General features: G+C 50.1%; 15 protein-coding genes. 9 read left to right on the plus strand and 6 right to left on the minus strand.

Annotated elements, in window-relative coordinates; translation table 11 throughout:
- The first annotated feature begins 16 nt into the window (after positions 1-16).
- From ppk2 to BM025_RS10210, 3 genes are all read left to right on the plus strand, one after another.
- Positions 17-901 carry a polyphosphate kinase 2 gene (gene ppk2, locus BM025_RS10200; protein ID WP_085849495.1) on the plus strand — a complete coding sequence of 295 codons (885 nt, stop codon included), beginning with the start codon at positions 17-19 and terminating at the stop codon, positions 899-901.
- Positions 901-1,518 carry a TetR/AcrR family transcriptional regulator gene (locus tag BM025_RS10205; RefSeq protein ID WP_085849496.1) on the plus strand — a complete coding sequence of 206 codons (618 nt, stop codon included), beginning with the start codon at positions 901-903 and terminating at the stop codon, positions 1,516-1,518. The genes ppk2 and BM025_RS10205 overlap by 1 nt, the downstream gene beginning before the upstream one ends.
- Positions 1,519-1,598: 80 nt before the next feature.
- The gene (locus tag BM025_RS10210; RefSeq protein WP_085849497.1) at positions 1,599-2,237 is read left to right on the plus strand and encodes a LysE family translocator; all 639 of its coding nucleotides are present in this window, start codon (positions 1,599-1,601) and stop codon (positions 2,235-2,237) included.
- 125 nt (positions 2,238-2,362) lie between these two features.
- Here the strand turns inward: BM025_RS10210 and rpsI are convergent, their stop codons facing one another.
- Together rpsI and rplM are read right to left on the minus strand one after the other, a co-directional pair.
- Positions 2,363-2,845: a 30S ribosomal protein S9 gene (rpsI, locus tag BM025_RS10215; RefSeq protein WP_085849498.1), complete on the minus strand. Its 483-nt coding sequence runs from the start codon at positions 2,843-2,845 to the stop codon at positions 2,363-2,365.
- A 2-nt stretch (positions 2,846-2,847) separates the two neighbouring features.
- Positions 2,848-3,312: a 50S ribosomal protein L13 gene (gene rplM, locus BM025_RS10220; RefSeq protein WP_085849499.1), complete on the minus strand. Its 465-nt coding sequence runs from the start codon at positions 3,310-3,312 to the stop codon at positions 2,848-2,850.
- A 370-nt stretch (positions 3,313-3,682) separates the two neighbouring features.
- Here rplM and BM025_RS10225 point away from each other — a divergent pair, with 370 nt between their 5' ends.
- The 5 genes from BM025_RS10225 to BM025_RS10245 all read left to right on the plus strand — a co-directional run bounded on the left by BM025_RS10225 (position 3,683) and on the right by BM025_RS10245 (position 7,716).
- Complete coding sequence (locus tag BM025_RS10225) at positions 3,683-4,897, plus strand: NADP-dependent isocitrate dehydrogenase (protein ID WP_085849500.1); 1,215 nt, start codon at positions 3,683-3,685, stop codon at positions 4,895-4,897.
- A gap of 178 nt (positions 4,898-5,075) precedes the next feature.
- Complete coding sequence (locus BM025_RS10230; RefSeq protein ID WP_085849501.1) at positions 5,076-5,582, plus strand: HupE/UreJ family protein; 507 nt, start codon at positions 5,076-5,078, stop codon at positions 5,580-5,582.
- Between the two features lie 176 nt (positions 5,583-5,758).
- A complete protein-coding gene (locus BM025_RS10235; RefSeq protein ID WP_085849502.1) occupies positions 5,759-6,313 on the plus strand; it encodes a hypothetical protein in 555 nt (184 codons plus the stop codon).
- A 136-nt stretch (positions 6,314-6,449) separates the two neighbouring features.
- Positions 6,450-7,073 (plus strand): YitT family protein, encoded by a 624-nt coding sequence (locus tag BM025_RS10240; protein WP_085849503.1) that lies wholly within the window; start codon positions 6,450-6,452, stop codon positions 7,071-7,073.
- Positions 7,074-7,101: 28 nt separating this feature from the next.
- Complete coding sequence (locus BM025_RS10245) at positions 7,102-7,716, plus strand: YitT family protein (RefSeq protein WP_085849504.1); 615 nt, start codon at positions 7,102-7,104, stop codon at positions 7,714-7,716.
- A 31-nt stretch (positions 7,717-7,747) separates the two neighbouring features.
- Here BM025_RS10245 and BM025_RS10250 read toward each other — a convergent pair whose 3' ends face one another.
- Positions 7,748-8,794 (minus strand): M48 family metallopeptidase, encoded by a 1,047-nt coding sequence (locus BM025_RS10250; protein WP_085849505.1) that lies wholly within the window; start codon positions 8,792-8,794, stop codon positions 7,748-7,750.
- The gene (locus BM025_RS10255) at positions 8,778-9,854 is read right to left on the minus strand and encodes a YjgN family protein (protein WP_085849506.1); all 1,077 of its coding nucleotides are present in this window, start codon (positions 9,852-9,854) and stop codon (positions 8,778-8,780) included. Before BM025_RS10255 ends, BM025_RS10250 begins: the two co-directional genes overlap by 17 nt.
- 168 nt (positions 9,855-10,022) lie before the next feature.
- Between BM025_RS10255 and typA the strand changes: the two genes are divergently transcribed.
- Entirely contained in the window at positions 10,023-11,840 is a 1,818-nt protein-coding gene (gene typA / locus BM025_RS10260; protein ID WP_085849628.1) for a translational GTPase TypA, read from the plus strand.
- 72 nt (positions 11,841-11,912) lie between these two features.
- Here typA and BM025_RS10265 read toward each other — a convergent pair whose 3' ends face one another.
- Both BM025_RS10265 and BM025_RS10270 read right to left on the minus strand, forming a co-directional pair.
- Entirely contained in the window at positions 11,913-12,221 is a 309-nt protein-coding gene (locus BM025_RS10265) for a Dabb family protein (protein WP_085849507.1), read from the minus strand.
- Positions 12,222-12,239: 18 nt separating this feature from the next.
- Positions 12,240-12,527, minus strand: coding sequence for a DUF1330 domain-containing protein (locus BM025_RS10270; protein WP_085849508.1), 288 nt, complete (start codon positions 12,525-12,527; stop codon positions 12,240-12,242).

A 12,527-nucleotide genomic window follows, 5' to 3' on the forward strand; every position in this document is an offset into this window, starting at 1 on the left:
ACTCGCGAGGCAGGCTATGACAAATTTACCTTTTGATGGCGAAATTTCTAAGTATTTCGAAAAAGACGCCCCTGCAGATATCCGCGATGCGATTGAAGATGGCGAAAAAAAAGACATCCTAGCTCCAAGCTATCCCTATGACACTTGGATGAAAAAATCTGACTATGAAGACGAAATGGAAGAGCTTCAGCGCGAGCTGGTTAAGATGCTGTGCGATGTTAACACCACAGGAAAGCGTATTGTTGTGGTGTTTGAGGGCCGCGATGCTGCGGGAAAAGGTGGCACGATCAAGCGGTTCCGCGAAAACCTAAACCCACGCTCTGCCCGTGTTGTTGCACTGTCAAAACCCAATGAGCGCGAACGTGGAGAATGGTACTTTCAGCGTTATATCAAACACCTACCGTCCGAAGGTGAAGTCGTTTTGTTCGACCGCTCGTGGTATAATCGCGGTGTTGTCGAAAAGGTTTTTGGGTTTTGTGACGACGCGCAGCGCGAACACTTTTTCACACAACTACAGCCCTTTGAACAGATGCTAGTCGATGACGGGATTCAGCTTTTCAAAATCTGGCTCAATGTCGGACGTGCCGAACAGTTGCGCCGTTTTTTGGCCCGCGAAAAAGACCCTTTGAAACACTGGAAATTGTCCGACATTGACGTCAAAGGCCTATCCAAATGGGACGCCTATACGGATGCGATCACCGAAACGCTGGACCGTTCACACAGCGATAGCGCGCCGTGGACCGTCGTGCGCTCTGACGACAAATATCGCGCGCGTCTCAATGCGATCCGCGCCGTTTTGAGCCAGATAGATTACAAAGGCAAAGACAAAAAAGTGGCTTGTGCCGCCGACAAAAAAATCACGGGCGGCCCTGATATGCTGGACACGGGGTCTGAAACCTAATGACAAAGCGTGGCTATCATCACGGCAATTTGCGCCAAGCCCTTGTGGATGCGGCTCTGACTTTGATTGAGGCCAAGGGACCAACGGGGTTCACGTTGTCTGAGGCCGCAAAAACCGCTGGCGTCACTCCTGCTGCGGTATATCGCCACTTTGAAGGCCGCGAAGATTTGATCGCCGAAATTGCGCGTCAGGGCTATGAGGTCTTTGCCGACCTGCTGGAATACGCCTATGAAAAAGGTCAGCCCTCTGATCGGGCAGCGTTTGAAGCCACAGGACGCGCTTATTTGGCGTTTGCTCGCAAATATCCCGGGCATTATGTGGCGATGTTTGAAAGCGGTATTTCTATTCAGCGCACGCCTGAGCTGTATCAAGTGTCATCGCGCGCGCTGGGGGTTTTGGAAAAGTCCGCTGAGAAATTATCCCAGCACATTCCCGTAGATCGCCGCCCGCCGCCCCAAATGTTTGCCGCGCATATTTGGGCGATGAGCCATGGTGTTGTCGAACTGTTTGCCCGTAATTCACCCGGCACCAAAAGCCCCTTCCCGCCCGAAGATTTGCTGGAAACGGGCATCGGAATTTATTTACGCGGGCTTGGTCTTATTCCTGCAGATGAGTAATAAGTGCATAAATTTCGCTTGATCACGTCGTTGAACTGACACACAAGACTGCGCATTCTAAAGAAACAAAGTATTGCCTTATGTCTTGGTCCGAAATTATTACATTCGCTTTTATTGCCTCTTTGTTGGTCATGTCTCCGGGCCCCAACGGTGTGTTGATCGCAAAGACCGTGCCAACCTCTGGGCGGGCCGCAGGTTTTGCCAACGTGTTGGGGTTTGTGGCGGCCTTTTATGTACACGGCACTTTGTCGGTGCTCGGCATTTCCGTCATCTTGGTGCATTCGGCCACGGCTTTTACCATCGTGAAATACCTCGGGGCAGCTTACCTGTGCTGGACCGGGATCAAAGCACTCGCGACTGCATTTAAAGGCATTGAAAACAGCCAAAAGATCAGCCCCGCGAAAAATAGCAGAACCTTGCCAAAAGCTTTCGTGGAAGGCTTTTTGACAAATGCACTGAATCCCAAGGTATCGATGTTTTACTTGGCGGCGTTTCCACAATTCATCACGATCGGCGAGACGACTGCCGCAGCATCATTCCTGCTTGTGTTCATTCATTCAATGATCAACGCAATTTGGTTCAGTGCAATGGTTGTTTTGTTTGCGAGACTGACAAAGGCCGCGCGTAGTGGCAATTTTCAACGTTGGATCAAAGGTATAACTGGTGTGGTGTTTATTGGGTTTGGTCTAAAGCTTGCCAGCTACCGGCCCAACGTCTGATAGCACACCACAGTTTTCACTGCTTTGGCCAATTCAACATATGAGACGCAACAAAAAAGGGCCGCCCTGAGGCAGCCCTTTGAAATTTTGTATGCACCAAGATCCAAAGATCTTGGACAAAGCGATTAACGCTTTGAGAACTGGAAAGAACGACGCGCTTTGCGGCGGCCGAATTTTTTACGCTCAACAACGCGAGAGTCGCGTGTGAGGAAGCCAGCTGCTTTCAAAGCGCCGCGCAACTCAGGTGTGTAGAGTTGGAGAGCTTTGGAAATGCCGTGCTTAACCGCACCAGCTTGACCGGACAGACCGCCACCTTTGACTGTTGCGAAGACGTCGAATTCGCCTTCAACACCAGCAACGGAGAATGGTTGACGCAAGATCATTTGCAGCACTGGGCGTGCAAAGTATTTGTCTTGGTCTTTGCCGTTTACGATCACTTTACCTGAACCAGGTTTGATCCAAACGCGCGCAACTGCATCTTTACGTTTGCCAGTTGCGTAAGCGCGACCAAGCGCGTCACGTACTGGTTCTGGAAGTGCTTTAACTTCTACAACTGTTTCACCAGCAACGTCGTTAAGCTCTTCCAATGATTTGATTTCATCAGTCATGATTATGCGCTCCGAGTGTTTTTAGAGTTCATTGACTTAACGTCCAGAACTGAAGGGTTCTGAGCTTCGTGTGGGTGCTCTGTGCCAGCGTATACACGCAGGTTCGTCATTTGCTGACGGGACAGTTTGCCACCTGGAAGCATGCGCTGAACAGCTTTGATCACAACGCGCTCAGGGTGTTTGCCCTCGAGGATTTGTTCCATAGAACGCTGTTTGATGCCACCTGGGTGACCAGTGTGCCAGTAGAACAGTTTGTCAGTACGTTTTTTACCTGTCAGCTGAATTTTGTCAGCGTTCACGATAATAACGTTGTCACCCATATCCATGGATGGCGTGAATGTGGCTTTGTGTTTGCCACGAAGACGCATAGCGACGATAGATGCAAGACGGCCAAGAACAACGCCTTCAGCGTCGATGATGATCCATTTCTTGTCTATGTCCGCAGGCGTAACGGAGAAAGTTTTCATAGGACTACCCTTAAAAGGTCGAGAATTCAGATTGGGGTGTTCTATAGGTTTGTGTGGCGCAGTCAAGACAGCAAAAATACAATTAATCATTCAATAACAACACGTTATAAAATAGGTATTATTTTACCCCACAAAACAGGACTTCACATCACTGACTTGCACGTTCTTTTTGTCATATTTGCAAACACCACAGTGAAAACTCCCCTAAACCTTTCTTCAATAAGATCGCATAGAGCTGGTGACATGCAGATCGCACAGTATACAGGCATACGCGACGAAAACTTGGTATACCAAGGTATACACACTTCACAACACCGCTCAACTTGGTTACAAAACCCACAACACCCCAGACTTTTTTAGGAGCCTTTCGATGAAGAAGATCAAGGTAGACAATCCCATCGTAGAGATGGACGGCGACGAGATGACACGCATCATCTGGCAGTTCATCAAAGACAAGCTGATCCTGCCCTATCTCGATCTAGAGCTGCTCTATTACGATCTTGGGATTGAAGAGCGTGATCGCACCGAAGATCAGATCACCATCGACGCGGCAATGAAAACCAAAGAAGTTGGTGTTGCGGTCAAATGTGCGACCATCACGCCAGATGAGGATCGCGTTAAAGAATTCGGTCTGAAAAAGATGTGGAAATCGCCCAACGGCACCATCCGCAACATTTTGGGCGGCGTTGTGTTTCGCCAGCCTATCATCTGCCAAAACGTACCGCGCCTTGTGCCCGGTTGGTCTGATCCCATCGTGATCGGGCGTCATGCGTTTGGCGACCAATATAAAGCCACCGATTTTCAATTCCCGGGCGCTGGCAAACTGACGATGAAATTTGAGGGCGTCGATGGCACGATCATTGAACGCGAAGTTTACGATGCGCCGTCTGCTGGTGTGTATCAAGCAATGTACAACCTTGATGACAGCATCCGTGACTTTGCGCGTGCGTCTTTGAACTATGGGCTCAACCTTGGCTGGCCTGTGTATTTGTCTACCAAAAACACCATCCTCAAAGCCTATGACGGGCGCTTCAAAGACCTGTTCCAAGAGATTTTCGAGGCAGAATTCGAAGAGCAGTTCAAAGAAGCTGGCATCTGGTACGAGCACCGCTTGATCGATGACATGGTCGCCTGCTGCATGAAATGGAACGGCAAGTTTGTCTGGGCCTGTAAAAACTATGACGGCGATGTGCAGTCAGACACAGTGGCCCAAGGGTTCGGTTCGCTCGGCTTGATGACATCACAATTGATGACACCAGACGGCAAGATTGTCGAAGCAGAAGCGGCCCATGGCACAGTGACCCGTCACTACCGCCAGCACCAAAAAGGCGAAGCGACATCAACCAATTCCATCGCATCCATCTACGCGTGGACTGGGGGCCTAAAACACCGCGCCAAACTCGATAGCAACACCGAATTGATGCATTTTGTTGAGACTTTGGAAAAAGTGATCGTCGATACTGTCGAAAGCGGTTTCATGACCAAAGACCTTGCTCTGTTGGTCGGGCCAGATCAAAAATGGCTGACAACGATTGGGTTCTTGGAAAAAATCGAAGAAAACCTCAACGCGGCACTGGTAAACTAATCAAGCCTACAACGTCTAAGAACATCAGGCCGCGGCGCAAGCTGCGGCCTTTTTTATGCGCCATAGATGTTTGGTACGCCACTCTATAAGCTTGAAATTATGCGTGCCGTCGCGCTACACACGCACCTAGGCGCGACCCATTCCGGGGCGCTATGTCCATCTTTGAAAAGAGACACTTATGACCACTTCCCCTCTAGATTCTTTTATGTCCGGTGCTTTGCACCCCATCTTTGGCCTTGATCACATCCTTGCAATGGTTGTTGTTGGCGTCTGGGCTTTGCAAATTGGCGGACGTGCCATTTGGGCTGTGCCCTTGGGTTTTGTCACCACCATGGCGTTTGGTTTTGTCGCTGCCCGCGCAGGTGTCAGCTTGCCTTTTGTTGAACCTATTATCGTGATTTCAAGCATCGTTCTTGGGCTCTGCGCTTTGTTTGTGCTGCGCCTTTATGTGCCGTTTGCCATCGCACTTGCCGGTTTTTTTGGCCTATTTCACGGTCATGCCCATGGGGCCGAACTTGGCAATGCCACGCCCCTCGCCTTTGGGATTGGGTTTGTATTAGTCACCGCCACGCTACATGCGCTTGGTATCTTGATGGCCCAATATATGAAACGCGTCAGTGAAAATGCACCCCGCATTCTGGGCGGCTTTTCCGCGCTCTTAGGCCTGTCTTTACTCTTTGGCTGAATTTGAACAGTTTGAACGGGCTATTTCATAGGTCGTTCAAATTTTATCGAAAACATCTGCGTATTCGGCCATGTTTTCGATGTAATATTTAGATGCAATTTTATCTGTTAGCTTGGTTTTAAATCTCCTAACCCCATGTTCTGCCTAAGATCACGGAAGACAGAAGGTTTCCCGCTATGCAGATTTCCAATGCCTATTCTCAGGCTGCCCAAACCGCGTCATCCGCCACACGACATGGCGAATCGTCTGCGCAAGATGCGTCCACTAACACACAGAACCGCAACACCACAGATGTCCAATCGTCCAAACGCGCGGTGTCATCTGATGCTGTTTTTGCCAAACATGACCTCACAGACATTTCCCCTCGCGATGTTGATAAAATGGCCAAAGAATTACGTGCCTCGGGGTATGATGATGTGGGTTTTATTCTTGGGCTTGAAACCCGCGGCGAAAAGTGGCGATCTCATATGACAGAAACGCTCAATGATGCGGGCTACGAATTTGACCCCAATTATGACCCGACCCGCCCGACAGACGTGATTGCATCCGTCAAAGAGCAATTGGACATGTCACATCGGTTTGGTGATCCGACCGAATATCTCAGTGATCAATTGTCAAAGATGGAGCGCGCCAACGCGCAAGCCCATCCCCAAACTGCGCCAACAGGTACATCATCGCAATTGGCGCAAACCTTGGTATTGTTTCAAGCACAGCGTATTTGGGTCGAATAAAGACAGCAGAACGAACCTATGATGTATTTCGCAGGTAACCTGATCATCTGCCGTTTTTTCGAGCAAATGCGGTGAAACTGGTGCGTGACTCCAATCAGGCTAGACAGGTCAATATTGCTGCCCTATATGTAACAATATGCCAGCACCTCATCCCCTTCCCGAAAATCCCCCCAAGCATACGCTTATTGAAGATGTCCAAGGGCTCGCCATTGCATTGGTGACCACAGCCATTGGCCTGAGCTTCATATCGAACCTTGGATTTTTGACGGGCCAAACAGCGGGGCTTGCCCTGATCATTTCCTATCTCACAGGCCTGTCATTTTCATGGGCCTTTTGGCTGATCAACATTCCATTCTATGTGCTTGCTTACTTTCGTATGGGCAAAGAGTTCACAATCAAATCCACGATATCCGTCACGCTTTTGTCGATCATGATGGCTTATATTCCACCCCTCATGACCTTTGAAACGCTCAATCCGATCTTTGGCACCATCGCTTTTGGTGTCTTAACGGGCTTTGGGTTGCTCGGCGTTTTTCGTCACAAATCGTCATTGGGGGGCTTGGGGGTCTTGGCGTTGATCGCGCAGGATCACTTTGGCATCCGTGCGGGCCTTGTGCAGATCGCCTTTGATGTGGTGCTTTTCACCGTTGCTTTCTTTTTGTTTGACGCGCATGTGGTGTTGTATTCGCTGTTTGGAGCTTTGATTTTGAACGGCGTTATCGCGTTTAACCACAGACGCGACATCTATATCGCGAGTTAATCTAGTGCAGAATTGAGCCTTAAGTCCTATGTCCAAATCAGAGAAAAGCCCGACCAAACATACCCTTTTTGAAGACGCCCAAGCCTTTGTCTATGGAACGGCGATATGCGCGTTGGCTTTGGTCATGCTCAAATCCTTGGGCTTGGTGACAGGACAAACAGCGGGCCTTGCCCTGTTGATTTCATACATCATCGACGCGCCTTTTGGTTGGGTCTTTTTCGCTGTAAACATTCCGTTTTACTGGTTTGGTTACAAGCGGATGGGCAAAAAATTTATGGTGAAAACTTTTGCCTGCGTCGCGTTGATTTCGCTGTTTGCAGAGGTTTTCCCTATGCTAATCTCGTTTGACCACCTCAACCCTGCCTTTGGCGCAGTGATGGTCGGTTTCATGAGTGCCTCAGGGCTGATGGCGATCATTCGTCACGGAGGCTCGCTTGGGGGCATTGGGATTTTGGCACTCTACGTGCAGGACGCGACCCAGTTTAAAGCTGGCTATGTCCAATTGATTTTTGATGCCTGCCTTTTTGCCGTCGCTGCATTTTTCATGCCATTACCGCTTGTTGCCTATTCGCTTTTGGGCGCGGCTGTGGTCAATATGGTGATCGCCATCAATCACCGCCGTGATCGTTATATCGCGACCTGAAGTGGCCCTAAACATACATTGAGGGCCAAACTTATTGCTCGGCCGCCAATTTTTTGATTGTTTCGATCCGCTCGGCATTTGACGGATGGGTCGACATCCATTCAGGACCACTCTCACCATAATCTTCGGTCAGTTGTTCAAAGAATTCCGCCAAAGCCGCAGGATCATAACCCGCAGCATGTGAAGTTTTGATCCCGATCACATCTGCCGACGCTTCGTGATCGCGCGAATAGGCCAAAGACGCCAAGGCACTGCCTTCAAGCAGAACGTCCTCCAAAATAGGGCCAACATCCCCTGCCATCATGGCAATCAGCACATAAACGGACAAAGAACGATACAGCTGGCGCAAAGAATGGCGTTCGGACACGTGGGCTAGTTCATGCCCCAAAATGCCTGCAATGATGTTGGGATCGTTGAAATCGTTCACCAAGGCGTCCGTCACCACGACGGTCCCACCGGGCAAAGCAAAGGCATTGGGTCCGATCACATCGGCCTTGCGAAATTCAAGCGTGTAATCGCCGTACGGCGCATAAGGGGCGTGGTCTTTGATAGCCGCAAATATATCACGCACCATGTCTTGGTCGGATTGTGATAACTCTGTCGGTGCTGTCAAAAACCGGTCCATGGCGGCAAGGTTGCCTGTATCGATGGTTGAGACAAAACCGGTCGGGGTCAGCGCGATCGCACCGGCAACCAAGATATCCAAGCCCCATTTCCAGATGATCAACACCCCAATCAAACAGCCTGCGACAACCGCGAACAACCGCGGGTGCCACACCTCAAGGCTGGACAGCCAGTCATCATCAGAGGGACCAAGCAACAGTTCGACGCCTTGAATGTCATCTGTGTCAAATGTCCAAGCCGTGCCAAATGTCATCAAACACGGCCCGCCTGAAATGCGTTCGCGTTCGCTAGGCGCACCTGTGCAAAGCGTTTCACCTGCTTGATCGACAAGCCTAAGTCCCTGCGCATCTCGCAAAAGTCGCGCAGAAACGCGGGTCGACAGCTGCGCTGCATAAGCGTAGCCATCCACAGCGCCAAAATTGTTTTGTCCGTAATGATTAGAGGGCAAAGTCAACGTCTATCCCTTCGAAATCGGTGAAAGCATCCCCAAGAGCAGAGACTTTTTCTTGCTCTTCGCCGACGATCCCATCCATGGATCCTTCAACGGTGATATAAGTGCTTGCCGCCATATACCGTGCCATGCGCACACGCGCCCATGGGTGCATCAGGCCAATCGTGACGACAACGATGGCTGCATTGGACAAAGCGATCCACAACAGTTTTGCTGGCTTAACGACCGATGTGAAACTGTGCCCGCCAGCCACAGACGCGCCCGCATAAACAGCGTTGCGCAAATAGGCTTGATAGATATAGCCCGCAGGTAAGATGGCGATCAAAATCAACACAGAAAAAAGCCCCATACCGATGATGTGTCCAATCCCCAGATCATTCCCGTCAGCTTCAGCTGATAGCAAATCTAACATGACCGCTGGCGAACCAAAGATCATAGCGGCCACGACAACAATGCCCACAACTGAAATACCCACCACCCAAGCGACAGCCAACAAAAACGCTTTGTAAAACGGGCCGACTTTGCTGTCGAACGCGAACTGTGCAGTGCCATAACGATGACGCGACACATAATACCTATGCTGGGCGCGCGATACGAACGGCATTGTCAGATACAGCGTGAGCAATGAAAGGAACGGATACACAAAATACACCAAAACAGCGCGCCAATACGATCCAGTAAACCCGAAACGTATGCCTGAAAAACTGGTCATCCGCGCGTTAAACGCGATCGAGCGGTTGATCAGGTAAGGCACCGCAAACATAAAGGCCACGAACAAAGCGCCACCGACAATGGGGGCAATAGAAAACAAAACGTTCATAGCAATATAACCTCCCCCAACAATCAATCGACCGATCAAAATTTGCTTGCCTGTCGCATGATAATCAAACCTGCGCCCATCTATCGACGTGTTTTGCGCAAAATACTTTTTGGTACGGACCTTGGCCCATGCGGAATAAATACCGAATGTAACGATTGTTAGAAGAAGATTGACGATCCAAATCCCAAAATAGGTTTGCGCATTGCCCTTAAACTGAACTTGAAATGTCTCACTCGTATCCATCAACTCACTGCCTTTAGCTAAAATTTTGGGCACACTCCCCCAAGTTGCACAAGAATGCAATTACACAAACAGCAGTTTCATTGGCCTATTCATCAATTCAGGCTGGCCTTTTGGTCTTTCAAAGGCTATGCCGCGCGCAACCCCTATGGATTAAAAGAAAGACCAAGCATGGATCTTCGCAACATTGCTATCATTGCCCACGTTGACCACGGCAAAACGACCCTCGTTGACGAGCTGCTCAAACAGTCCGGCACATACCGCACAAACCAAGCGACAACTGAGCGCGCTATGGACAGCAACGACTTGGAACGCGAGCGCGGGATCACCATCCTTGCCAAAGCGACATCCGTCGAGTGGAAAGGCCACCGTATCAACATCATCGATACACCAGGTCACGCCGACTTTGGTGGCGAAGTGGAACGTATTCTGTCCATGGTCGACGGTGTTGTGTTGCTCGTGGATGCCGCAGAAGGCCCCATGCCACAAACCAAATTCGTGACATCTAAAGCACTTGCTTTGGGCCTGCGTCCGATTGTTGTTTTGAACAAAGTCGACAAACCAGACGCAGAACCTGATCGCGCGCTGGACGAGTGTTTTGACCTGTTTGGCTCACTTGACGCAAACGACGATCAACTTGATTTCCCACACTTGTACGCGTCTGGTCGTTCTGGCTGGTGTGACAACGAACTGGACGGTCCACGCAAAGATTTGTCCGCGTTGTTTGATCTTGTCATCAACCACGTCCCTGCCCCTAAGCAGTTGAAACAACGTGACGAAGCGTTCTCAATGCTCGCCACAACTTTGGGCGCTGATCCATTCCTCGGTCGTATTCTAACGGGCCGTGTTGAAACAGGCACGCTCAAAACTGGCGCAACAGTGCAAGCACTGACACGCAACGGCCAAAAAATTGAGCAATTCCAGATCAAGAAAATCCAAGCGTTCCGCGGCCTTGGCATGCAAGACATCGAAGAAGCTGTTGCAGGCGACATCGTTTCTGTTGCTGGCATGAGCAAAGCGACTGTTTCCGACACATTGTGTGCCTTGGAAATTGAGAAACCACTCGAAGCACAACCAATCGATCCGCCAACCATCACAGTGACCTTTGGTATCAACGACAGCCCGCTTGCTGGCCGCGATGGTAAAAAAGTTCAGTCCCGCATCATCCGTGACCGTTTGATGAAAGAAGCTGAAGTGAACGTGGCGATAAAAGTCACTGACTCAGCTGGTGGTGACTCGTTCGAAGTTGCCGGTCGTGGCGAGCTTCAAATGGGTGTTTTGATTGAAAACATGCGTCGCGAAGGCTTTGAGCTGTCCATCTCGCGCCCACAGGTTTTGATCCGCAACATCGATGGCGTCAAAATGGAGCCAATCGAAGAAGTCACTATTGACGTGGATGACGAATACTCTGGTGCTGTGATTGAAAAACTCACAGGCGCACGCAAGGGTGATTTGGCCGAGATGCGCCAGCAAAACGGCAAAACACGCATCATCGCGAATGTTCCGTCCCGTGGCCTCATCGGCTACCACGGCGAGTTCTTAACTGATACGCGCGGCACTGGCGTTTTGAACCGTGTGTTCCTCGAATGGGCGCCACACAAAGGTCACATCCCAGGCCGCCGCGCTGGTGTTTTGATCTCTATGGATGCAGGTAAAGCCGTTTCCTACGCCATGTGGAAATTGGAAGATCGTGGTTTCTTCTTTATCAGCCCACAAGAAGACGTGTACCAAGGCATGATCATCGGTCAGCACTCACGTGAAAACGATCTCGAAGTGAACCCTCTCAAAGGTAAGCAGCTCACCAACGTTCGTGCCTCTGGTACAGATGAAGCGGTGAAACTGACTACACCCGTGAAATTGTCTCTTGAGCAAGCGATTGCCTACATTGATGACGATGAACTGGTTGAGGTTACACCAAACGCGATCCGCTTGCGCAAGCGCTTCCTTGATCCAGTGGATCGTAAGCGCCAAGGCAAATCTGGCAAATAAGCCATTCTAAATAAATAACAAACGCCCGCTGAAAACAGCGGGCGTTTTGCGTTTTAGAGTCTCATTACGACGTCAAACGGCGAGATCAAACACCATAATGCCATCCCCACCACCCTCACAAATAGCCACCAAATCACCGCCAGCCGCGATATGATCGGGATGCACAGCATAGGCTTCAAGCGCGGATTGGCTGTCGAACTTCATGACAAACCCATGAGTAAACTTTTGCGATTTGTGCTCTAAATCAATATTAGGCCCCGTCTGAAATGATAAAAGCCCGTCACAAACTGTGACGAGCTTTTCCAATTTGGCGAAAACCGCATCGATCTTTTTCTGTTCAGTCTCTGCACGTATAGCACAGTAGACAGAATGAATAATCATATGCCGTGTCCTTTTTGTTTAATCAGAGGTCTCAATCACCATCAACTCGCGCGTTGACGCGCCGCGCGCAAAATCGAGTGCTTCTTGATATTCTGGTGAGTTATAGCATGCCACAGCCGTATCCAAATCTGGAAACTTAGCCACAACATTGCGGGGCCGTTCACGCCCTTCAAGCTGCACAAAACGTGCCGCTCGCGCGATGAATTCACCGCCATGTTTCGCGATCGCCGGCCCTGCCAACGCTGCGTATTTGCCGTAAGCTTCCTCGTCGGTCACCGTGACATTTGCAATCCAAAGTGCGCCCAT

Source organism: Pacificibacter marinus (genome assembly GCF_900109555.1).
Lineage (GTDB): Bacteria > Pseudomonadota > Alphaproteobacteria > Rhodobacterales > Rhodobacteraceae > Celeribacter > Celeribacter marinus_C.